13 protein-coding genes are annotated in these 23,426 nt (G+C 64.9%); 9 read left to right on the top strand and 4 right to left on the bottom strand.

What is annotated here, in order from left to right:
- The first annotated feature begins 1 nt into the window (after position 1).
- Positions 2–814 carry a Cof-type HAD-IIB family hydrolase gene (locus AB7G19_RS08730; RefSeq protein WP_063981406.1) on the top strand — a complete coding sequence of 271 codons (813 nt, stop codon included), beginning with the start codon at positions 2–4 and terminating at the stop codon, positions 812–814.
- A gap of 55 nt (positions 815–869) precedes the next feature.
- On the opposite strand, the gene AB7G19_RS08725 is transcribed toward AB7G19_RS08730, so the two are convergent.
- Complete coding sequence (locus tag AB7G19_RS08725; RefSeq protein WP_063981405.1) at positions 870–2,672, bottom strand: glycoside hydrolase family 15 protein; 1,803 nt, start codon at positions 2,670–2,672, stop codon at positions 870–872.
- Positions 2,673–2,702: 30 nt separating this feature from the next.
- Positions 2,703–4,664, bottom strand: a complete 1,962-nt coding sequence (malQ, locus tag AB7G19_RS08720; RefSeq protein WP_063981404.1) for a 4-alpha-glucanotransferase — start codon at positions 4,662–4,664, stop codon at positions 2,703–2,705.
- Between the two features lie 204 nt (positions 4,665–4,868).
- Here malQ and AB7G19_RS08715 point away from each other — a divergent pair, with 204 nt between their 5' ends.
- Genes AB7G19_RS08715 through treY form a run of 6 tightly spaced genes read left to right on the top strand, consistent with a single transcriptional unit; the run spans position 4,869 to position 18,877 of the window.
- Positions 4,869–6,815, top strand: a complete 1,947-nt coding sequence (locus tag AB7G19_RS08715; protein ID WP_063981403.1) for a maltotransferase domain-containing protein — start codon at positions 4,869–4,871, stop codon at positions 6,813–6,815.
- Between the two features lie 10 nt (positions 6,816–6,825).
- Complete coding sequence (gene treS / locus AB7G19_RS08710; protein ID WP_063981402.1) at positions 6,826–10,116, top strand: maltose alpha-D-glucosyltransferase; 3,291 nt, start codon at positions 6,826–6,828, stop codon at positions 10,114–10,116.
- Positions 10,109–12,256, top strand: coding sequence for a 1,4-alpha-glucan branching protein GlgB (gene glgB, locus AB7G19_RS08705; protein WP_063981401.1), 2,148 nt, complete (start codon positions 10,109–10,111; stop codon positions 12,254–12,256). Before treS ends, glgB begins: the two co-directional genes overlap by 8 nt.
- Positions 12,257–12,259: 3 nt before the next feature.
- Positions 12,260–14,338 carry a glycogen debranching protein GlgX gene (glgX, locus tag AB7G19_RS08700; protein WP_063981400.1) on the top strand — a complete coding sequence of 693 codons (2,079 nt, stop codon included), beginning with the start codon at positions 12,260–12,262 and terminating at the stop codon, positions 14,336–14,338.
- A complete protein-coding gene (gene treZ / locus AB7G19_RS08695) occupies positions 14,335–16,089 on the top strand; it encodes a malto-oligosyltrehalose trehalohydrolase (RefSeq protein WP_085405233.1) in 1,755 nt (584 codons plus the stop codon). The genes glgX and treZ overlap by 4 nt, the downstream gene beginning before the upstream one ends.
- Position 16,090: 1 nt before the next feature.
- On the top strand, positions 16,091–18,877 hold the full coding sequence (gene treY / locus AB7G19_RS08690; protein ID WP_085405234.1) for a malto-oligosyltrehalose synthase: 2,787 nt from the start codon (positions 16,091–16,093) through the stop codon (positions 18,875–18,877).
- 3 nt (positions 18,878–18,880) lie between these two features.
- On the opposite strand, the gene AB7G19_RS08685 is transcribed toward treY, so the two are convergent.
- Positions 18,881–19,198, bottom strand: coding sequence for a polyhydroxyalkanoic acid system family protein (locus AB7G19_RS08685; protein WP_085405235.1), 318 nt, complete (start codon positions 19,196–19,198; stop codon positions 18,881–18,883).
- Between the two features lie 182 nt (positions 19,199–19,380).
- Here AB7G19_RS08685 and AB7G19_RS08680 point away from each other — a divergent pair, with 182 nt between their 5' ends.
- Positions 19,381–19,545 carry a DUF3309 family protein gene (locus AB7G19_RS08680; RefSeq protein ID WP_007595743.1) on the top strand — a complete coding sequence of 55 codons (165 nt, stop codon included), beginning with the start codon at positions 19,381–19,383 and terminating at the stop codon, positions 19,543–19,545.
- Between the two features lie 106 nt (positions 19,546–19,651).
- On the opposite strand, the gene ligD is transcribed toward AB7G19_RS08680, so the two are convergent.
- Positions 19,652–22,318 carry a DNA ligase D gene (gene ligD / locus AB7G19_RS08675; protein ID WP_354078001.1) on the bottom strand — a complete coding sequence of 889 codons (2,667 nt, stop codon included), beginning with the start codon at positions 22,316–22,318 and terminating at the stop codon, positions 19,652–19,654.
- Between the two features lie 117 nt (positions 22,319–22,435).
- Here ligD and ku point away from each other — a divergent pair, with 117 nt between their 5' ends.
- A complete protein-coding gene (gene ku / locus AB7G19_RS08670; protein ID WP_085405237.1) occupies positions 22,436–23,320 on the top strand; it encodes a non-homologous end joining protein Ku in 885 nt (294 codons plus the stop codon).
- The last annotated feature ends 106 nt before the right edge of the window (positions 23,321–23,426 follow it).

Genomic DNA, 23,426 nt, shown 5'->3' with positions numbered 1-23,426 from the left:
CATGACGAAAATCTCACTGGTCGTCTCCGACGTCGACGGCACGCTGCTGACCAAGGACAAGACGCTGACGGAGCGCGCGCAGTCCGCGGTCCAGCGACTGCACAAGGCCGGCATCGGCTTCACCATCACCTCCAGCCGCCCAGCGATCGGCATGCGGTTCCTGGTCGAGCCGCTGGCGCTCTGGCTGCCGATCGGTCCGTTCAACGGCTCCTCGATCGTCGATCCCGAGATGCATCCGGTCGAGCAGCACCTGATCCCGGCGAACGCCGCCGAACGATCGTTGCAGATCCTCCGGGAGTTCGGCGCCGACATCTGGCTCTTCACCACCGACAAATGGCTGATCGACAACCCTGATGGTAAATACGTCGCGCACGAGCAGCACACGATCCGCTCCGATCCCACCATCGTGACGGATTTCTCGCCGTACCTTGCGAACGCCTGCAAGATCGTCGGCGCCAGCGCCGATGCCGCCGGCCTCGAGCGTTGCGAGAAGGCGATGCAGGAGGCGCTGGGCAGCGCGGCCACCGCGGTGCGCTCGCAGACCTATTATCTCGACATCACCCCGCCCGGCTTCGACAAGGGCACCTTCGTGCAGGCCATGGCCAAGCGCCTTGGTATTTCCACCGACGCGGTCGCCACCATCGGCGACATGCAGAACGACCTTGCGATGTTCCGCGTCAGCGGCACCTCGATCGCCATGGGCAATGCCACCGACAGCGTCAAGGACCAGGCCACCCACGTCACCGCAACCAACGAACAGGACGGCTTTGCGGAGGCGATGGAGGTGATCTTGAAGCGGAACGGGGTGGGCTGAGATCTGATGAGATGAGACTCGACTGGCGCCGCGACGGAGGTGCGCTCCCTCCCCCTTACTTCGACCGCTGAACCGCCGGCTTCTCGCTCTCCTGCCTCGCGGCCGAGAGATTGTGCGCGGTGTTGATCAGCGCGATGTGGGTCAAGGCCTGCGGGAAATTGCCGGTCTGGCGTTGGGCGCCTGAATCATATTCTTCGGCCAAGAGGCCGACGTCGTTCGCGATGCCGACCACGCGATCGAGCAACACTTGAGCCTTGTCGAGATCGCCGGCCAGCACATGCGCATCGGCCAGCCACAGGCTGCACGCCAGGAACGCGCCCTCGATCGGCTGCGTCTCCTCGGACACTTCGCGGGGATCGTGGCGCAGCACAAAACCGTCGCGCATCATGTGTTTCTCGACGGCGGCGATGGTGCCCCCAATGCGCGGGTCCGATGGCGGCAGAAAGCCGACGGCCGGCAGCAGTAGCACGCTGGCATCGAGCAGTTTTGAACCATAGAAGTCGACGAAGGCATTCTCCTCCGCGTCAAATCCCTTGTTGCAGACATCGCGATGAATGGCTTCGCGCAGGGCACGCCAATGCAGCAGCGGCGCCTTGAAGCCAAAGGTCTCGGCGCTCTTGATGCCGCGGTCGAAGGCGACCCAGGTCATGACCTTGGAGAACACGTAGTGCCTGGGCTGTCCACGCAGCTCCCAGATGCCGTTATCGGGACGGTCCCAGACCTCGGCGAGATGGTTGAGCACGGCGCATTCCAGCGCCCAGGTCGTCTCGTCGTCGAGCTTCAGCTTCGCCATGCGCGACTGGTGGAAGGCGTCGATCAGTTCGCCGTAGACGTCGAGCTGGAGCTGCGCATGCGCGGCGTTGCCGACGCGCACCGGTTGGGCGCCCTCATAACCGTCGAGCCAGCCCGCTTCCCATTCCAGCAGACGCCGCTGGCCCCAGATGCCGTACATGATCTGCATGTCCGCCGGCGAGCCTGCCGCCGCGCGCAGCAGCCAATTGTGCCAGGCCAACGCTTCCTCGGTGTAACCCGAGTTCATCAGCGCCAGCAGCGTGAAGGTCGCATCGCGCAGCCAGCAGAAGCGGTAATCCCAGTTCCTGGCGCCGCCGAGCTTTTCCGGCAACGAGGTGGTGGGCGCCGCGACGATGCCGCCGGTGGGGGCGAAGGTCAGCGCCTTCAGCGTGATCAGCGAGCGTACGATCAGATCGTGATATTCGCCGTCGCGGGTGCAGCGGCTGCACCATTCGTTCCAGAATTTCTCGGTCTCCTGGAAGGCGATCTCCGGATCGATCGGCGCGGGCGGATCGAGATGCGAGGGGCCGTAGGTCAGCACGAACGGCACGGTCTCACCCGCCTTCACGTCGAAGTCGGAGACCGTGGTGAGATCCTCGCCGCGGGTCTCCACCGGGGTGCGCAGCACCGTCATGTCCTGGCCGGCGATCGCCAGCAGCGAATGGTCGATGCGTCGCACCCAGGGAATGTCGACGCCGAAGCCGAAGCGGATGACAAGCTCCATCCGCATCTTCACCGTGCCCGTGAGGCCGCGGACCAGCCGCACGATGTCGGAGGCCTTGCCGCGCGGCGGCATGAAGTCGATCAGCGCAACGGTGCCGCTCCTGGTCTCGAAGCGCGTTTCGAGGATGAGGGTGTTGCCGAGATAGCGGCGCGAGATGGAGGTCGTGTCCTCGCTTGGCGCGATCAGCCAGCGGCCGTTCTTGTGCGTACCGAGGATCGCGGCAAAGCAGGCATCTGAATCGAAGGCCGGCCAGCACAGCCAGTCGATCGAGCCGTCGCGCCCGACCAGCGCTGCGGTCTCGCAATCGCCGATCAGCGCATAGTCCTCGATCCTCTGAGCCAATGTGTCACGAGCCCCGGAAAATCCGCCGTTTCAACTCCCGCCGGTCAACGAGCGTTCCCGCGTCGCCGCCTTCAAGGCCGTAACATCGACCTTGGCGGCGATCTTGTCGAGCGCCACCGGCAGCCGCTGGCGCCAGTTCGGATGCTCATCGATCGTACCGGGAATGTTGGGCTGGTCAATTACGCCGAGCAGATCCTCCAGCGACACCGCCAGCAGACGCGACGGCGTCCGCGACAGGAAGGCGAGCACCGAATAGAGATCGTTGGCGTTGATGCCGTTCTGGCGCAGGATCTCGTCGAGCCTGCCGAGCGCATCCCAGCGCGCCTGGTCGTTCTCGCCAGGGTCGAGCCCGAGCGAGCGCTTCATCTTGAGATCGCTGAAGGAGCGCCAGCCGGCATAGGTGCACAGATCATGCGTGTTCAGCGTGACCAGCGCGTTGGGCCGGTAATGGTCGGCATTGCGGAAGCGGCCGGCATCGTCGCGCTCGAACATCATGACCAGGTAGGACCAGATGCCGAAATCCTGCATGGTCTCGCGGAAACCTTCCGGCACGGTGCCGAGGTCCTCGCCGATCACGATGCATTTGTGCGCCGCGCTCTCGCGCACCACGGCGCCGAGCAGCGCCTCGAACGGCATCTGCACGTAGGCGCCGTTGTCCGGCTTGAAGCCGCGCGGCACCAGATACAGCCGTTTCAAGCCCAGCACGTGATCGAGCCGGATCGCGCCGGCATGGCGCATCGAGGCGGCCAGCATGTCGGCGAACGGCACGAAGGATTGCGCCTCCAGACCACCGGCATTGAAGCCGGCAAGGCCCCAATCCTGTCCGACGGTGTTGAGCACGTCGGGCGGCGCGCCGACGGCGAGATGGCGCGAAATCGCCATCTGCTCGTTCCAGGCGTCGAAGCCGTTGGACTGCACGCCGACGGCGACGTCGAGATAGAGCCCGACGCGCATGCCGAGCTGGCCGGCCAATTCCTTGGCGGACTGCAATTGGCTATCGGCCGTCCATTGCACGAATTCGACGAACTCGACCTCGCGCTTGTCGGGACCGTTGCGGAGCTCGGCGCATTTGGCTTCATCCGGCTGCTGCCACTCTTGCGGCCACTCCCACCAAGGCCCGGAGAAGCGATGCCGCAGCACCTCGAAGCAGGCAAAGCGGGACAACAGCGGCGCGCGGTCCGCGCGGAAGGCGTCGAATTCATTGCGGCGCGCCTCGCTCGCGCTCGTCACGAAACTGTTGTAGGCGGCGCGCAGGCCGAGCCATTTCAGCGCCGCCATGTCCGCATAGGGCACACGGTCGCCTTCGCGCAGCCGCGCGGCGGTCGCCGCCGCGTCGGGGACGAGGTCGGCGGCAAACTCCGGGATCGCCTCGACGTCGATATAGAGCGGGTTGAGAAACAGCCGGCTGTTCGGCGAATAGGGGCTGCAATCGGCGGGGTGGTTGTCGAACAGAACATGCAGCGGATTGAGCCCGACGCCATCGGCGCCGAGCTGCCTGGCGAGCCGGACGAGATCGGCGAGGTCGGTGAAATCGCCAATGCCCCAATTGCGGTCCGAGCGGACGCTGTAGAGCTGAACGGCAAGCAGCCAGCCACGGGCGAAATCGCCGCCGAAGGCGCGTTCGGGCGCCACGATCATCGGCACCTCTTCCGCAACACCCTTGGCATCGGTCAGCGTCAACCGATGATAACCGAGCGGCAGGCCGGCGGGCCAGGCGATCACGGGCTCGTGGGTCTCGCCTTGCGCGATCACATTGCCGTTTGCGCGCAATGTCCATTGCAGCGGCGGCGCGCCGATTGTCGTCAATTCGGTGCGCGGATGTCCCAGGGCGCGCACCACCACGGGCCCGCCGACGAAGCGGTAAACCCGCTTCTCCGGCAGGGCCTCGAGGATGGATTTGAGGGCCACGGGATCGGTGACCCGCAGCTTTCCGAGGGCATCGACGAATTCGGACTGAACGCCCTTGATCCGGGCTTGAGCTAAAAGATCCATTCGGCACGCAGCTTGCAGGCCGTCATCCGGCCGGGGGCAGGGAATTTAACGAGGTCGTGGAAGAGGTTAGTCAGGGCTAACTCGCAGACCGTGCCTGCCGTTCCCAAGGGAACCAATGACACACAAGCGGCTTTCTATATTGGTATCAAGCGTAGGTTCCCGACAAGGGAAACGGGCTCCTGCTTTCTTGTCAATGGCATCACCGTGAACAAGACAATTCAAACTGTCGAGAGTGCCGCAGCCGGCAGCGCTTTCCTCATCGAAGATATCTATCCCTCGATCGACAGCGGCCGTTTCGCGGTGAAGCGGATTGCGGGCGAACGGGTCGACGTCTGGGCGGACATTTATCGCGGCGGCCACGCGGTGATCGGTGCCGCGCTGATCTGGCGAGGAGAACAGGACCGGGAATGGCGGAGCGAGCCGATGATCCATCACGGCAATGACCGCTGGTCCGGCGCCTTCACCCCCGGCGAGCCCGGCCAATATGTCTATGCGATCGAAGCGTGGACCGACGAGTTCGCCACCTGGTCGCACGGGGTTGAGCGCAAGCGGCGCGCCGGTGCGGACGTCAGCCTCGACGCGATCGAGGGCGCCGGCCTCCTGACCAAGGCACATGGCGCCCGGCAGGACGCCGCGGCGGTCATCGTGAAGCAATGCGAGGATTATCTTCAGACCGGCGACGTCGGCTCGCTGCTGGCAGCCGATCTCGGCGCGGCCATGGCTGAGAGCCAGTCGCGGCCCGACCTGACCCGCTCGCAGAACTTCCCGCTGATCGTCGACCGCGACAGAGCGCGCTTCGGCGGCTGGTATCAGATGATGCCGCGCAGCCAGGGCCAGAGCCCCGGCCAGCATGGCACGCTCCGTGACTGCATCGCGCGCGTGCCCGACATCGCCGCGATGGGATTTGACGTGCTCTACTTCACGCCCATCCACCCCATTGGCCGCACCCGCCGCAAGGGCCGCAACAATGCGCCGGTGGCGACCGAAGGCGATCCCGGCTCGCCCTATGCGATCGGCACGACCGAGGGCGGGCACGATGCACTGCATCCTGAGCTCGGCACGATCGAGGATTTCCGCGCGCTGGTCGCGACCTGTCTCGAATACGGCCTCGAGCTCGCGCTCGACTTCGCCGTGCAATGCTCGCCGGACCATCCCTGGCTGAGGCAGCATCCGGAATGGTTCAAATGGCGGCCGGACCGCTCGGTGCGGACGGCGGATGATCCCTATTCGGACATCGTCATCCCCGATTTCGCCTCCGTCGACAGGGCCGGGCTGTGGAACGCGTTTCGCGATGCCATGCTGTTCTGGATCGACCACGGCGTCACCATCTTCGCCATCGACAATCACGACACCGCGCCGCTTCCGTTCTGGGAGTGGCTGATCAGCGACATCCGCCGCCGCCATCCCGAGGTGATCCTGTTCTCCAAGACCTTTGCACGGCCGAAGCTGATGCAGGGCCTCGCCAAGCTCGGCTTTGCACAGTCCTTCAGCTATTTCCCCTGGCGCACCGCGAAATGGGAGCTGGAGCAATATCTGGGCGAGCTGACCCGCTATCCCGAGCGGGATTTCTACCGGGCGAACCTGTTCGTGAGCACGCCCGACCTGCTGCCCTATCATCTCCAGGGTGGCGAGCCCTGGGCGTTCAAGTCGCGAGCCGCGCTGGCCGCGACGCTGTCCGGCAGTTACGGCATCTACAGCGGGTTCGAGCTGCTGGAGCATGACGCGATTCCCGGCCGCGAAGAATATCTCGATTCCGAGAAATACCAGATCAAGCAGCGCGACTGGGACCGGCCCGGCAACATCAAGCCCTACATCGCCGCGCTCAATCGCATCCGCAACGATAACGCCGCACTTCAACAAATGGAGAATTTGCGCTTCCTCGGCGTCGAGGACGGCGAGACGATCGCCTTTGCCAAGGAGGCGGCCGATCCAGCCAACACTGTCGTCGCGGTCATCGCCCTCTCGCGCCATGTCCGCGAAGTCTGGTTGCCGCTCGGCGACCTCACCATCGACGCCGGCGGCGCACGCCGCCACGTCACCGCACTCGAAAATCTCATCACAGGCGAACTGTCCCGCATCGAATGGGGCGGGATCAGATTATATATCGATCCCGACCGCGACCCGGCGCTGCTGTTCCGCTGCCTGGCGTAAGGATCACGCCATGAATGTTTTGTCTTCCGTCGACACCCAAAAAGCCGAGGCAGCCGAGATCGTGGATGAACTCTGGTACAAGGACGCCATCATCTACCAGCTCCACGTCAAGGCGTTTGCCGACAGCAACCATGACGGCATCGGCGATTTCGCCGGACTGACCGAGAAGCTGCCCTATCTCCAGGAGCTCGGCGTCACCGCGCTGTGGCTGCTGCCGTTCTATCCATCGCCAGGACGCGACGACGGCTACGACATCGCCGACTACGGCTCGGTCAATCCTGATTTCGGGACGATGAAGGACTTCAAGCGCTTCATCCAGGAAGCGCAGAAGCGCGGCCTGCGCGTCATCACCGAGCTCGTCGTCAATCACACCTCCGACCAGCACAAATGGTTCAAGCGCGCGCGCCGCAGCCATCCGGGCTCGAGCGCCCGCAACTGGTATGTCTGGAGCGACACCGACCAGAAATACCAGGGCACGCGGATCATCTTCACCGACACCGAGAAGTCGAACTGGACCTGGGACCACGAAGCCGGGGCGTTCTACTGGCACCGCTTCTTCTCGCACCAGCCGGACCTCAATTTCGACAATCCGCGCGTGGTCAGCGCCCTGATCCAGGTGATGAAGCGCTGGCTGGATGCCGGCGTCGACGGATTCCGCCTCGACGCCATCCCCTATCTCTGCGAACGCGACGGCACCAACAACGAGAACCTCCCCGAGACGCATGCGATCATCAAGCGCCTGCGCCAGGAACTGGACTCCTACTCCAAGGGCAAGCTGCTGCTGGCCGAGGCCAATCAATGGCCGGAGGACGTGCAGGAATATTTCGGCCGCGGCGACGAGTGCCACATGGCCTACCACTTCCCGCTGATGCCGCGCATCTACATGGCGATCGCGCAGGAAGACCGCTTTCCGATCACCGACATCTTGCGCCAGACGCCGGACATTCCCGCAAGCTGCCAATGGGCGCTGTTCCTGCGCAACCATGACGAGCTGACGCTGGAGATGGTCACCGACGTCGAGCGCGACTATCTCTGGACCACCTACGCCAACGATCCCCGCGCCCGCATCAATGTCGGCATCCGCCGGCGGCTGGCGCCGCTGATGGACAATGACCGCCGCAAGATCGAGCTCATGAACTCGCTGCTGCTGTCCTTTCCCGGCACGCCGATCATCTATTACGGCGACGAGATCGGCATGGGCGACAACATCTATCTCGGCGACCGCAACGGCGTGCGCACGCCGATGCAGTGGAGCCCGGACCGCAATGGCGGCTTTTCCCGCTGCGATCCCGCCCGTCTCTACGCGCCGCTGATCATGGACCCCGTCTACGGCTACGAGTCGGTGAACGTGGAGGCGCAGTCGCGCAGCCTGTCCTCGCTGCTCAGCGCCACCAAGCGCCTGATCTCGGTACGCAAATCGACCCTCGCCTTCGGCCGCGGCACCATGACCTTCATCCGCCCGGCCAACCGCGCCGTGCTGGCCTATGTCCGGCAGTACAACGACGAGGTGATCCTGTGCGTCGCCAACCTCTCGCGCGCAGCCCAGGCGACCGAGCTCGATCTGTCGCCGTGGAAGGACCGCATTCCGCAGGAGATGCTCGGACGCACGCGTTTTCCGCCGATCGGCGAGGTGCCCTACATGATCACGCTGGGGCCTTACGGCTTCTACTGGTTCCAGCTCACCGAGCGCAACAAGTCCGAGCCGGTGACGCCGCGCGCGGTGCCTGAGTTCGAGACGCTGGTGGTGCCGGTCAATTCGACCTGGGTGTCGCTGGCGCGCGAGCGCGGCGTGTTCGAGCACGAGGTGCTGCCAGGCTTCCTGTCGCGCACGCGCTGGTATCCCGAGCAAGATCCCAAGCAGATCAAGCCGACGCTGACCTCGGCGGTGCCGTTCTGCGACATCGGCGACAACAGGCCCTGGATCGCGATCTTCGAAACCCCGCAACAGGATGCCACGGCGCGCTACGTGCTGGCGATGCAGATCGAATGGGTGCGCTTCGACCGCGAACGCTTCAACCCGAAGGCGCTCGCCGCCGTGCGTCAGGGCGCGCGCGAGGGTACGTTGCTCGACGTCGCGACCGAGCAGATCTTCATCGGCCTGTTCCTGCGCAATCTGTCGCAGAACCTGGTGGTGGAAGAGAACAATCTGCGCCTGGAGTTCAAGGCGACCAGCCGGTTCGCCGATTACATCATCAAGGAGCCCGAACGCATCCGCGCCATCGAGCAGTCGAACAGCACGGCGCTGGTCGACAACCAGTACGTCGCCAAGATTTATCGCCAGCTCGAAGGCGGCATCAATCCCGAGATCGAGATCGGCTCCTACCTCACTGACGTCGCGCACTTTGCCAATACGCCGGCGTTGCTCGGCAGTGTCGAGCTGGTCGAAGGCGATCGAAGCAGCGCGGTCGGCGTGCTGCACGCCTATGTCGAGAACCAGGGCGACGGCTGGACCGTCACCACGGGTTATCTCGACCGCTATATCGACGAGCAGCGGTTGGCGCCGATGAGCGAAGCGCCCCGAGAGACCCAGGAGCAGGCGCCTTATCTGCACTTCATGGCGCAGATCGGCCGGCGGCTCGCCGAGCTGCATGTCGCTCTCGCCGCCGCAAGGCCCGATGATCTCGCGCCGGAGCCGATCGGCCCCGCGCATGTCGAGCGCTGGGCATCCGAGCTCAAGGCACGGGCCGAGCGGATCTTCGAACGGCTGGCCGACAGCCGCGACGGCCTGCGCGAGGCCGACCGGCCTCTGATCGACCAGCTCGTCGCGGTGCGCACGACCCTGCCCGACCACCTCTATGCACTCTTGCCATCCGACATCGGCGGGTTGAACATCCGTCATCATGGCGACTTCCGCCTCGGGCAAATCCTGATCGTGAAGGACGATATCTTCATCATCGACTTCGACGGCAATCCGCATCTCGCGCTGGCCGACAAGCGGCGCAAGGCACCGGCCGCACGCGACGTCGCCGGCCTGATCCGCTCGATTGAGCTTTCGGTTAACACAGCGCTCGGCCGCGCGCTGACGGGCGCATCCGACGAGCAGGACCGGCTCACGACCGCACTCGGCGAATGGCGCGAACGCGCCGCCGCGACATTCCTTAACGCTTACCGCGAAGCCATGACCGATCGCCGGCTGTGGCCGGAAGATCGGCAATCCGCGGAAGGCCTGTTAAGGTTTTTCCTGCTTGATCAAGCCTTCGACGAAGTAGAGTACGAGCTGTCCCACCGGCCTGAGGGGCTCCGCGCGCCGCTGACCGGACTGCTTCGCATTCTGTCCAATGAGAGCGAAGCCCATGCCTAAACTGCCAGCCGAGGCCTACGCGATCATCGAGGGCCGCCACTCCGACCCCTTCCATTATCTCGGGTTGCATCCCGAGGGCGGCAAGAGCGTGGTGCGCGCGTTCCTCCCCGAGGCCACCAATGTCGAGGCGGTGGGCGAACATGGCGAGGTGGCGAAGCTCGATCGCGTCCACGCTTCGGGCCTGTTCATCGGCGCCTTGCCGAACGGCTCGAAGCGCTATCAGCTCCGCGCCAGGTTCGGCGACAACATCGTCGAGTTCGAGGACGCCTATCGCTTCCCGCCGATCCTGACCGATTTCGATCTCTATCTGCTCGGCGAAGGCACCCATCAGCGCCTCTACGACAAGCTCGGCGCGCATCCGATGCGGCTCGAAGGCATCGACGGCATCGGCTTCGTCGTGCTGGCGCCGAATGCGCGGCGCGTATCCGTGGTCGGCGATTTCAATTTCTGGGACGCGCGGCGCCATCCGATGCGGGTCCGCGGTGCCGGTTATTGGGAGCTGTTCATCCCGCACGCCAAGGCCGGCGACCACTACAAGTTCGATATCATCGGGCCGCACGGCCATCAGGTGCCGCTGAAGTCCGATCCCATGGCCTTTGCGAGCGAGGTGCGGCCGAAGACGGCTTCCATCGTGTTCGACGAGGCACATCTCGCACGCCCGCGCCCGGCGCCGGATGGCATCAACGCGCTCTCGGCGCCGATGTCGATCTACGAGGTCCATCTCGGCTCCTGGCGGCGCAAGAACGGCGGCGAATGGCTCACCTATCGCGAGCTGGCCGAGCAGCTGCCGGCCTATGCCCGCGACATGGGCTTTACCCATCTCGAATTCCTGCCCGTCAGCGAGCATCCATTCGACGGCTCCTGGGGCTATCAGCCGACCGGCCTCTATGCGCCGACCAGCCGCTTCGGCGGGCCTGAGGATTTTGCCGCGCTGGTCGACGCCTGCCATCGCGAGGGCGTCGGCGTGCTGCTCGACTGGGTGCCCGGCCATTTCCCCGACGATCCGCACGGGCTCGGCAGCTTTGACGGCACCTCGCTCTACGAGCATGCCAATCCGCTCCAGGGCCGCCACCTCGACTGGGGCACGCTGATCTACAATTACGGCCGCACCGAAGTGACGAACTTCCTGGTGTCGAATGCGCTGTTCTGGCTCGAGCGTTACGCGATCGACGGCCTGCGCGTCGATGCGGTCGCCTCCATGCTCTATCTCGACTACAGCCGCCCGCCGGGCGCCTGGATTCCGAACCAGTATGGCGGCCGCGAGAACATCGAAGCGATCGCGTTCCTGCGCCGCTTCAACACCGAATTGTACGCGCGCTTCCCGCAGGTGACCACGGCGGCCGAGGAATCCACCGCGTGGCCGCAGGTCTCGCGCCCGGTCGAATTCGGCGGGCTCGGCTTCGGCTACAAGTGGAACATGGGCTGGATGCACGACACGCTGAACTACATCAGCAAGGATCCGATCCACCGCAAGCATCATCACGGCGATATCCTGTTCGGCCTGCACTACGCCTTCTCGGAGAACTTCATCCTGCCGCTGTCGCATGACGAGGTCGTGCACGGCAAACGTTCGATCCTTGGCCGCATGCCCGGCGACGAATGGCAGCGCTTTGCGAATTTGCGCGCCTATTACAGCTTCATGTTCGGCCACCCCGGCAAGAAGCTACTGTTCATGGGCGCGGAGATCGCGCAAAGCCGCGAATGGAATCACGACCAGTCGCTCGACTGGCACCTGCTCGAATACAAGTACCATTCCGGCATCCAGGCGCTGATCCGCGACCTCAACCGGCTCTATCGCGCGGTGCCGGCGCTGCACCAGATGGATTGCGAACAGGGCGGATTCGAATGGCTGATCACGGATGACGCCAACCGCAACGTGTTCGCCTGGCTGCGCAAGGGATTCGACGAGCACGCACGGTGTCTCGTGATCATCAACTTCTCGCCCAACGTCTATCGCAACTATCGCGTCCCCGTGCCCTTCGCCGGCAAGTGGAAAGAGGTGTTCAATTCGGACTCCGCCCATTACGGCGGCACCAATGTCGGAAACATCGGCGAGGTTCATGCCGCTGGCGGCAAGGTGCCCGAGCTTCGCCTCACCATTCCGCCGCTCGCCGCGATCTTTCTCGTTCCGGAAAGCTGACCGATGCGCCTGACTGCTGGATCGCCCGCACGCCTTGGCGCAAGCTGGGACGGACGCGGCACCAATTTCGCGTTGTTCTCCGCCAATGCGCAGAAGGTCGAGCTGTGCCTGTTCGACACGCAAGGAAGGCGCGAACTCGAGCGTGTCGAGCTGCCCGAGCGGACCGAGGACGTCTGGCACGGCTATCTCAATGACATCTCGCCGGGCCAGCTCTACGGCTATCGCGTGCACGGCCCCTACGAGCCCGAGCACGGCCACCGCTTCAACGCCAACAAGCTGCTGCTCGACCCCTACGCCAAACGGCTCGCCGGGCGGCTGGTCTGGAGCGATGCCCATTTCGCCTATCGCACCGGTTCGCCGCGCGAGGACCTCTCCTTCGACCGGCGCGACAACGCGCGCGGCATGCCCAAGGCGGTCGTCGTCGACGAGACCTTCAACTGGGGCCGTCGCGAGATCCGGCCCAACATCCCCTGGGAAGACACCATCATCTACGAGGCCCACGTCAAGGGTCTGACGCAGAAGCGCGACGACGTGCCGCCGAATTTGCGCGGCACCTATGGCGGCCTGTCGTCGCCGGCGATGATCGAGCATTTGAAAACGCTCGGCGTCACCACCGTCGAGCTGCTTCCGATCCACAGCTTCATCGACGACCGCATTCTGGTCGAGAAGAAGCTCGTCAACTACTGGGGCTACAACACGCTGTCCTTCTTTGCGCCCGAACCGCGCTACGCCCAGGACAATGCGCTCGATTCCTTCCGCACCACGGTCGCGCGCCTGCACGATGCCGGCATCGAGGTGATGCTCGACGTCGTCTACAACCACACGGCCGAAGGCAATCACCTCGGTCCGACCCTGTGCTACCGCGGCATCGACAATGCCTCCTATTACTGGCTGAACCGCGAGAACCCGCGCTATTACGACGACTTCACCGGCTGCGGCTCGTCGGTGAACCTCACCCATCCGCGCGTGCTCCAGATGGTGATGGATTCGCTGCGCTACTGGGTCGAGGTCTGCCATGTCGACGGCTTCCGCTTCGACCTCGCCACCACGCTCGCGCGCGGACCGAACGGCTATGATCGCGGCAGCTCGTTCCTGACGGCGATCCGGCAGGACCCGGTGCTGGCGGCGGTGAAGCTCGTCGCCGAACCCTGGGATCTCGGGCTCGGCGGCTACCAGGTCGGCGCATTCCCTTCCCAATGGTCGGAGTGGAACGATCGGTATCGCAGCGCCATGCGCCGCTACTGGAGCGGCGAAGGCAGCCTGATTGGCGACATCTCCAGCCGCATGACAGCCTCATCCGACCTGTTCAACCATGACGGACGGCGACCGCGCGCCGGCATCAACCACATCACGGTGCATGACGGCTTCACGCTCGCCGACCTCTTCAGCTACAACGAGAAGCACAACGAGGCCAATGGCGAGGACAATCGCGACGGCTCCAGCGACAACCACAGCAACAATTGCGGTGTCGAGGGTCCGACCGACGATCCCGAGATTCTCGGGCTGCGGCGGCAGCTTCGCAAGAACGTGCTGGCCTGCCTGATGCTGGCGCAGGGCGTTCCGCTGATCCTGGCCGGCGACGAGGTCGGCAATTCGCAGTCCGGCAACAACAACGCCTATTGCCAGGACAACGAGGTCGGCTGGGTCGGCTGGGACAATCTCGGCAAGGACGGCGACGACATGGTCGATTTCGTCGCCGGGCTCGCCGAGATCCGCCGCCGGTTCTCGCAGCTTCGCAGCCATCGCTGGCTCGACGGCCGGCCCAAGGACGGCGTCTCCTACGGCGCGCTGTGGCTGACGCCTGCCGGCGACGAGATGACGGAGAACGACTGGAAATTCCCGGAAGGGCGGTTCCTCTCGTATGTGATGGGGCCGATGGAACCGGGGAGCGCCGCGATCTTTATCGTACTGAACGCCGCCCCCGAAGAGATCGCATTCAAATTGCCCAAAATGGCCGAGTACAAAAGCTGGCAGCAGATCCTGAACACCACTGATGCCAGGCCGAACAGTGTTGATCTGCAGCCCGGAAGCGACAGCAAGGCGCCGCCGCGCTCCGTGCTCGCCTTCGCGGGGGCGCTATGAGACCATCCTTCGGGGCGAGGCCGACCAAGGACGGCGTGTCGTTCCGGCTGTGGGCGCCCGGTGCTCGCCGAGTCGATCTCCTGCTCGACAGACGGCACGCGATGCAGCGCCGGCAGGATGGCTGGTATGTCGCCGAGATTGCCGGCCTGCCCGTCGGCAGTCCCTACCAGTTCAGGATCGACGACGAGATCGACGTGCCCGATCCCGCATCGGCCTTCCAGCCGGAGGACGTTTTTGGCCCGAGCGAAGTCGTCGATCATGATGCCTTCGCGTGGCGCGCGCGCGATTGGCGCGGACGTCCCTGGGAAGAGACGGTGCTGATCGAGACCCATGTCGGCACCTTCACGCCTGAGGGCACCTACCGCGCCATGATCGACAAGCTCGATCATCTCGTTGCGACCGGGATCACCGCGCTGGAATTGATGCCGCTGGCCGATTTCGCCGGCCGCCGCGGCTGGGGCTATGACGGCGTGCTGTGGTACGCGCCCGACAGCGCCTATGGCCGGCCCGAGGACCTGAAGACACTGATCGACGAGGCGCATCTGCGCGGGCTGATGGTGTTCCTCGACGTCGTCTACAATCATTTCGGCCCCGAGGGGAATTATCTCGGCCGCTATGCGCCGGCCTTCTTCACCGATGCGCATACGCCATGGGGCAGCGCGATCGATTATCGCGTGCCGCAGGTCCGGGCCTTCGCGGTCGAGAACGCGCTGTCCTGGCTCACCGACTACCGCTTCGATGGCCTGAGACTGGATGCCGCCAATCACATCATGGCGATCCCGGGCGAGCAGTCGATGTTGCAGGATCTCAGCGTCGCCGCCGGCGAGCTTGCCAAGGCCACCGGACGGCATATCCATCTCGTGCTGGAGAACGGCGACAACCGCGCCAGCCTGCTCGATGCCGCGCAGGATCCGCCCAACGGCAAATATCGCGCGCAGTGGAACGACGATTATCACCACGTCTGGCACGTGATGCTGACCGGCGAGCTCGCGGGCTATTACGCCGACTACCAGACGCCGCGCATGGATCTTGCGCGCGCGCTCGCCTCGGGCTTCGTCTACCAGGGCGAGACCTCGGAGTTCTGGGGCAAGAAGCCGCGCGGCGAGGCGAGCGGCGAGCTGCCGCCGGCGACCTTCGTCAACTTCCTGCAAAACCACGACCAGATCGGCAATCGCCCATTGGGGGACCGGCTCGAGAGCCTGGCATCACCGCGGCAGATCGAAGCCGCGCTCGTGGTGACCCTGCTCGCACCGATGGTGCCGATGCTGTTCCAGGGCGAGGAATGGGGCTCCACGGTGCCCTTCCCGTTCTTCTGCGATTTCCAGGGTGGCCTTGCCGATGCCGTGCGCAAGGGCCGCAAGCAGGAATATGCCTGGGCCTACGAGAAATACGGCGACGAGGTCCCCGATCCGCTCGATCCCAAAACGCTGCAATCGGCCGTGCTGGATTGGACCGGCCACACGCCGGGGCAGGATGCGCGGCTGGCGCTGGTGCGGGAGCTGCTCGCGCTGCGTCACAAGGAGATCGCACCGCGCCTGAAGGGTGCGAGGTTCGGCGATGCCGCGACGGCCGATAGCGGCCTGCTCACCGCACATTGGCGCATGGGCGACGGCGCGAGGTTGCGCCTGACCGCCAATCTCTCGGACAAGGACATCGCACGTCCCAGCGACGCGACAGGCACGCCGATCTGGGGCTCCGTCAGCGGCGATCGGCTCCCACCCTGGTCGGTGATCTGGCATCTCGGAGGTTAGCATGCCTCCTGCCATTCCTCTTGCGACCTATCGGCTTCAGCTCACCGCGGATTTCGACTTCGACAAGGCCGCCGCGGTCGTGCCTTACCTCAAGGCACTCGGGATCACGCATCTCTACGCCTCGCCGGTGATGAAGGCGCGCAAGGGCTCGACCCACGGCTACGACACCGTCGACCACAGCCAGTTCAATCCCGAGCTCGGCGGCGAGGCCGGCTTTGCTCGATTGAGCGATGCCCTCACGCAGCACGACCTCGGCCTCATCATCGACTTCGTGCCGAACCATGTCGGCGTGCACTTTGCCGACAATCCCTGGTGGCTCGACGTGCTGGAATGGGGCCAGGCCTCGCCGCATGCGGTTTCCTTCGACATCGACTGGGATCAACTGGCCTATCGCGCCCGGGGCGGCGTGCTGCTGCCGATCCTCGGCTCGCCCTATGGCGAGGCGCTGGAGCGCGGCGACATCGAGCTGCGCTACGATGCCGATGAAGGCAGTTTTTCCGCCTGGTATTTCGAGCATCGCCTGCCGATCGCACCGGAACGCTATGGCGAAATGCTGCGCGTGATCGTGAAGGAAGCCGACGCCGCCGAGACCGAGGCCGGCAAGCGCCTGCTCGCGCTCGCGGCCCGCTACACGGGGTTGCGTCGTCCCAACCGCAGGGAAGCGCCCGGCTTCAAGGCGGAGCTCAAGGAGATCGCCGGCAGCGCCGACATCATCGAGCGCGGCCTCCCCGCCTATCGTTCCGCCAAGGATCGTCCGGCGCAGACGCTGGCGCTGCATCATCTGCTGGAGCGCCAGCACTACAAGCTCGGGCACTGGCGGCTTGCCTCCAGCGACATCAACTATCGCCGCTTCTTCGACGTCAACGGGCTTGCGGGCCTGCGCGTCGAGGACGCGAGCACGTTCGCCGCCACGCACCGGCTGGTGAAGCAGCTCATTGCCGACGGCAAGCTGCAAGGCATCCGCCTCGATCACATCGACGGCCTGCGCGATCCTGCACAATATTGTCAGCGGCTGCGCCGGCTGGTGCGCGACGCGCAAGGCAACACAAAGCCGTTCTATACCGTGATTGAGAAGATCCTGTGCGAGCACGAGCGCCTGCCGCATTTTGCCGGCGTTCAGGGCACCACGGGCTATGAGTGGATGAATGTCATCACTCAGGTTCTGGTCGACGCGAAAGGGCTGGAGGCGCTGAACGAGACCTGGCGGCAGATCAGCAACCGTCCGCCGCGGCTGGCTCCTTACGTCAAGGACGCCAAGCGGCGCGTGCTGGAGACGCTGCTGACCAGCGAATTCACCGTGCTGACCCGCCTGCTCGCGCGCATCGCCAACGGGCATTACTCGACCCGCGACTTCTCCGCCGACAGCCTGCGGCAGGCACTCGAATTGTACGTGCTGCACTTCCCGGTCTATCGCACCTATTTGACGCATAGCGGCCCGACCGCGCTCGACCGCAAGCTGATCGACGACACCATCGAGCGGGCCCGCGCGGAATGGTTCGCCGCGGATGAAGGCATCTTCGACTTCCTGCGCGACGCGCTGACCATGGACCTGCTCAAACCCGGCCGTCCCCCGCACAGCGCCCCGCGGGTGCGCCGTTTCGCGCTGAAGGTGCAGCAGTTCACGGGACCGATGATGGCGAAGTCGCTGGAGGACACCGCGTTCTATCAATTCCACCGGCTGCTCGCCCTGAACGAGGTCGGCGGCGACCCCGCGAGCAATGGCCTCACGATACCTGCCTTCCATGAGGCCATGCGCGCGCGTGCCAACGAATGGCCGCAAGGGATGACGGCGACCGCGACCCACGACACCAAGCGCGGCGAGGATGCCCGCGCGCGCATCGCGGCGCTCAGCGAGATTCCCGGCGAATGGACCAGCGCGGTGGCACGCTGGAAGGTGCTGAACGCGCCGCACCTCGCGCTCGACGGCAATCTGCGCGCGCCGTCGGCGACGTTCGAATACATGCTCTATCAGACCCTGCTCGGCGCCTGGCCGCTTGAGGAGACAGCCGATGCCGGCTTCGTCGAGCGCATCCAGGCCTATGCGCTCAAGGCCGCGCGCGAGGGCAAGGAGGAGACCAGCTGGCTCAACCCGCACGAGGCCTATGAGAACGGCGTCGCGAGCTTCATCGGGAAGATCCTCGATCCAGCGCAGTCCAGCGAGTTCCCGGAGGCGCTGCAAACCCTGGCACGCCGTGTCGCGCTGCTCGGCGCCTTGGATTCGCTGAGCCAGCTCACGCTCAAGGCGATGCTGCCCGGCGTGCCGGACTTCTACCAGGGCACCGAATACTGGGACCTGTCGCTGGTCGATCCCGACAACCGCCGCCCGGTGGACTTTGCCGCGCGGCAGACGGCGCTGACGTCACTGGATGCGCCGGACTGGCGCGGGCTGATCAAGACCTGGCCGAATGGCCAGCTCAAGCTGGCCTGGACGCGGCACCTGCTCAAACTGCGCAACGAACTCGCCGATGTGTTCGCGCAGGGCGAGTATCAGCCACTGCAGGTCCAGGGCGCGCACGCACACCACGTCATTGCCTTTGTCCGCCGACACGGCCGCACGGCTGCGATCGTCGTGGTCGGGCGCCAGTTTGCGCCGTTCACGCAAGAGGGCCGACAATGGCCCGCGTTCGAGGGTGTTGACGCGACGATCGACATCACCGGCTACACCGGGCCGGGCTTTGCCGGCAATCAATTGCCGCTTGCGCAAGCCTTCCGGGATATTCCCGCTGCGGTCATCGAAGCACGCGCCGCAAGCACGGCGAGACCCAGGCAACAGCGCGCTCGTAGCTGACGGCTACTTGCCCCCGTCCTTGGTCAGCAGCAGCTGCCCGCGCTTGCGGATGGTCGCCTGCGCCATCTCGGCGAAGCGCTGCAACAGCCACGGCAGCACCACCTCAACCTTGACGTGGTCGTCGGCGACATCGACCTGACCGCTCGCGATCTGCCCGAGCGCGCGGATGCGAAAATTCATGCTGTCGCCGTTCCAGCGCTCCTCCTCGACCTGCATCACGGGAATGCTGGCTGCGGCGCGGCCGAGCCCGGTCTTGAGCCGGCGCACGGCTTCCTCGCGGCCGAGACGATGCGGAATGGAGACGACAAGCGGTGCTGACATGGCGCTGCCCTGTGGTGACTGATCCTCACATAGTCATGCCGCCTGGACTGGCAAAGGTTCCATGCAAGTTGGCCCCGTTCGCCGTGTTTCATCGTGGGAACTATAGAACCTGCGGCAAGTTGCCCTCGCACCACGGGACAGGTGCAAACGACCCTTTCAACAAAGGGCTGGAGGAGACTAGCATGTCTATCGGTACGATCATTCTGATCATTTTGGTCATCGCGCTGCTCGGCGGCTTCAGCGGCATCGGCGGCGGCCCGTTCTACGGCACCGGCTATTACGGCGGCGGCGGCCTCGGGCTCGTCATCGTCATCCTGCTGATCCTGCTGTTGCTCGGACGGATCTAGCGCAAGGAGCTGTAGCGGCCTCGTAGGGTGGGCAAAGGCGCAACGCGCCGTGCCCACCTCTTCGCCGCAATAAGAAAGCTGGTGGGCACGCTTCGCTTTGCCCACCCTACTTCTTCTTCCCCGCGAGCTTCTTCGCCGCCGCAGTGATCGATGTGGCCGCGTCGTCATAGCCATCCCAGGCCTTCGAGCGCGCCAGCAGACCCGGCACCGTCCGCACCGTGTACCGCTTCGGATCGAGATCGCCCTTCACCTGCGCCCACGTCACAGGCATCGACACGGTCGCGCCATCGCGCGCACGGGGTGACAGCGGAGCTACCGCCGTCGACAGGCGATCGTTGCGCAAATAATCCAGGAAGATCTTTCCGTTGCGCAGCTTCTTCGACATGTTGAGCAGATAGCGCTCGGGATCGTCGTCGGCCATCCACTGGCAAACGCCTTGCGCGAACGCCTTGGCCTCCTTCCAGCTCACCTTGTCGCGCGCGCCATGGAGCAGCGGCACCACCACGTGCAGGCCCTTGCCGCCGGTGGTCTTGCAAAAGCTCTCCATGCCGACGTCGGTGAGGCGCTGCCGCATCTCCTTGGCGGCGTCCACGACATCGGCGAATTTGACGTCCGGCGCGGGATCGAGATCGAACACCAGCCGGCCCGGCGTATCGTAGGCGTCCGGGGCACAATTCCAGGGATGCAGCTCGACGCCGCCGATCTGCGCGACCGCGGCGAGCCCCTCGACGCGATCGATCTGCAGGTACGGCTTGCGATCGCCCGAGACCTTTGCGAGCTCCAGCAGGTTCGACGTGCCCTGCATGGCATGGCGCTGGAAGAATTTTTCGCCGCCGATGCCGTCAGGCGCACGCACGATCGAACAGGGCCGGCCCTTGATGTGCTCGATCATCCAGGCGCCGACGGCCTCGAAATAGCGCGCGAGATCGAGCTTTGTGACGCCCGCGCCGTCGCCGCCATCCGGCCACAGCTCCTTGTCCGGCTTCGAGATGACGACACCGATCACCTCGGCCGTACCGGCATCCTTCCGCTTGCCTGCCTTCGGCACAGCAGGCTTCCTGGTCGAGGGTTTTGCGAGTTCGGTATCGACGGGTGTTTCCGCCTCGACCTCCTCGGCCGGCTTGTCCTGCCGCAGGCCCTTGAAGGCGGCCTGGCGGATATTGCCGTCGGCGGTGAACCCGGCGAACTCGATCTCGGCGACGAGCTCCGGCTTCAGCCAGTGCACGTCGCGCGTCTTTTTCGGCGCGTTCTTGCCGCCGAAGGGGCTTTGCCTGGCCTCCATGGCTTTCAAGGACGGCATGATGCGCCTGACCGTGTCCGCGCCGAAGCCGGTGCCGACCATGCCGACGAAGGCAAGATGATCGCCGCGGTGCACGCCGGCCATCAGCGAGCGGAATTTGCCGTTGGTGGTCTTCCAGCCGCCGATCACGACCTCATGGCCGGCGCGGCATTTGGCCTTGGTCCAGCTTTCCGTTCGCCCCGACCGGTAAGGCGCATCGAGCTTCTTCGACACCACGCCTTCGAGCTCGAGCTTGCAGGCCGATTGCAGCACGGCATCGCCGCTGCTCTCGAAATGCTCGACATAGCGGATTTGGCTCGATTTCTTCTTGCCTGCTTCCAGGAGTTGCCTGAGGCGGTCCTTGCGCTCGCCAAGTGGCAGGCGCCGGCAATCGAGCCCCTCGGCGAACAGGAGGTCGAAGGCAAAGAAGATCAGGTCCTCGGTCTTGCCGTCCGACAGCGCGGCCTGGAGCGAGGAGAAATTCGGTGCGCCGTTGTGATCGAGCGCGACGATCTCGCCGTCAATCATGGCGTCGGGAAGCTCGCCCGCCTCCTTCGCGATGGCTGCGAACTTGTCGGTCCAGTCGAGGCCCTTGCGCGTCTTCAGCGTCGCCTCGCCGTCCTCGACGCGGAGCTGGACGCGATAGCCGTCGAACTTGATCTCGTGGCACCAGCCGTCGGCCGCCGGCGGCCGCTCGACCGGGGTGCAGAGCTGCGGCGCGACGAAGTCCGGCATCTCTGAGACTCTTTTCGCGCTTGTCGCGGTCGTCGCTTTCGTCTTTGCGCCCGTCCCGCGCTTCAACGCCGCACCGGGCGCCGGCCTGACGGTGCGCCCTTTCGGCTCCTCGACACGATTGGACTGCCAGACCGCATCGGCCTTGACCTTGGCACCCTTCGCCAACATGAACGGTTTTGGCGCGCGACCCTTGCCATCGGCGATCTCTGCCATCGCGCGGCCGGAGGCCACCGACTTGTCCTCGCTGAGAATGTCGTCGCTCTCGCTGGCATATTCGTCGCGATGCTTGATCAGGAGCCAGTTGGTGCGCTTGCCGCCGGTGCGGTCATGCCTCATCCGCACCAGCACCCAGCTTCCATGCAGCTTGTCGCCGTGGAGCGTGAACTTGAGGTCGCCCTTTTGGAAGCCGCGCTCGGGATCCTCGGACTCCCAGGTGCCGCGGTCCCAGAGCATGACCGTGCCGCCGCCATACTGCCCGTCCGGAATCGTGCCTTCGAAATCGCCATAGTCGAGCGGATGGTCCTCGACCTCGACCGCCAGCCGCTTGTCATGCGGATCGAGCGAGGGTCCCTTGGTGACCGCCCACGACTTGAACACGCCGTCGAACTCGAGCCGCAGATCATAGTGCAGTCGCGTCGCATCGTGCTTCTGGATCACGAAGCGCCGCTGCGCCGATGGCGCCACCGCGGTCTTGCCCGACGGCTCCGGTGTCTTCTCGAAATCGCGTTTCTGTCGGTAGGTGGAGAGTTTTCGCAGCACGACCGGTCCCGCATTCTCTTTCGGCGTTGAAGCCTATCACGGCGGAAGTCCCACCCGGAACCAAAACCCGATGGGGCTGTTGGGGTTCCAAAATGCCTTGAAACGCTGGAGAACGGAATGGCCCCGCGCGCCTATTGGAAGGGAACGTTAAAGCTCTCGCTGGTCAGTTGCCCGGTCGCGCTTTATCCGGCGACCACCGCGGCCGAGAAGACGCGGTTTCACATGATCAACCGCGAGACCGGAAACCGGCTCAAGCAGCAGATGGTGGACTCCGGGACCGGCGACGTGGTCGAGAGCGGCCAGAAGGGGCGCGGCTATGAGCTGCGCAAGGGCAAATATGTCGAGATCGAGCCGGAGGAGCTCGAGGCGGTCCAGATCGAAAGCAACCACACCATCGACATCGAGAGTTTCGTGCCGAGCGACGAGATCGACCAGCGCTATCTCAATCATCCCTATTATATCGCGCCCGACGGCAAGGCTGCGGTCGATGCCTTCGCCGTGATCCGCGACGCCATGAAGGACCAGGACCGCGTGGCGCTCGCCAAGATCGTGCTCACCAACCGCGAGCACATCATCGCGATCGAACCGCTCGGCAAGGGCCTGCTCGGCACCACGTTGCGCTTCCCCTATGAGCTTCGCGACGAGGACCAGTTCTTCGACGGCATCAAGAGCCCCAAGATCACCAAGGACATGGTCGAGCTCGCCGGCCACATCCTGCAGACCAAGGCCGCGCATTTCGACCCGAGCAAGTTCAAGGATGAGTACGAGACCGCGCTGAAGGCGCTGGTGAAGCGCAAGGCCAGCGGCAAGACAATCGAGCTGCCGGAGCGCGACGAGCGCCCGAGCAACGTCGTCAGCTTGATGGACGCGCTGAAGCAGAGCCTGAAGGGACGCGGTGGGAAGAAGGCGGTGGCGAAGTCCCATGCGCGTCGTGCCACCGGCCGCCCGCGCAACGCGAAGAAGACGCAGCGCTCGACGACGCGGCAGAGGAAGGCGGGGTGATTTCGCCGCGCGCCCCACTCTCTGCCCTCATGGTGAGGAGGCGCGAAGCGCCGTCTCGAACCATGCAGGCCTCGCTGCCGCAGCCGGGCCTTCATCCTTCGAGACG

The organism is Bradyrhizobium sp. 215_C5_N1_1 (genome assembly GCF_052075935.1).
Taxonomy (GTDB): Bacteria; Pseudomonadota; Alphaproteobacteria; order Rhizobiales; family Xanthobacteraceae; genus Bradyrhizobium; species Bradyrhizobium barranii.
Note: the sequence above shows the minus strand (reverse complement) of the source record. Positions and strands in the feature narration are given on the sequence as shown.

What these genes read in the sequence shown, in the direction of transcription:
- AB7G19_RS08680 (WP_007595743.1), top strand. Translation starts at nt 19,381, where the DNA reads ATGTCTATCGGTACGATCATTCTGATCATTTTGGTCATCGCGCTGCTC.
- treY (WP_085405234.1), top strand. Translation starts at nt 16,091, where the DNA reads ATGCCTCCTGCCATTCCTCTTGCGACCTATCGGCTTCAGCTCACCGCG.
- ku (WP_085405237.1), top strand. Translation starts at nt 22,436, where the DNA reads ATGGCCCCGCGCGCCTATTGGAAGGGAACGTTAAAGCTCTCGCTGGTC.
- AB7G19_RS08685 (WP_085405235.1), bottom strand. Translation starts at nt 19,198, where the DNA reads ATGTCAGCACCGCTTGTCGTCTCCATTCCGCATCGTCTCGGCCGCGAG.
- treZ (WP_085405233.1), top strand. Translation starts at nt 14,335, where the DNA reads ATGAGACCATCCTTCGGGGCGAGGCCGACCAAGGACGGCGTGTCGTTC.
- glgX (WP_063981400.1), top strand. Translation starts at nt 12,260, where the DNA reads ATGCGCCTGACTGCTGGATCGCCCGCACGCCTTGGCGCAAGCTGGGAC.
- glgB (WP_063981401.1), top strand. Translation starts at nt 10,109, where the DNA reads ATGCCTAAACTGCCAGCCGAGGCCTACGCGATCATCGAGGGCCGCCAC.
- malQ (WP_063981404.1), bottom strand. Translation starts at nt 4,664, where the DNA reads ATGGATCTTTTAGCTCAAGCCCGGATCAAGGGCGTTCAGTCCGAATTC.
- AB7G19_RS08730 (WP_063981406.1), top strand. Translation starts at nt 2, where the DNA reads ATGACGAAAATCTCACTGGTCGTCTCCGACGTCGACGGCACGCTGCTG.
- treS (WP_063981402.1), top strand. Translation starts at nt 6,826, where the DNA reads ATGAATGTTTTGTCTTCCGTCGACACCCAAAAAGCCGAGGCAGCCGAG.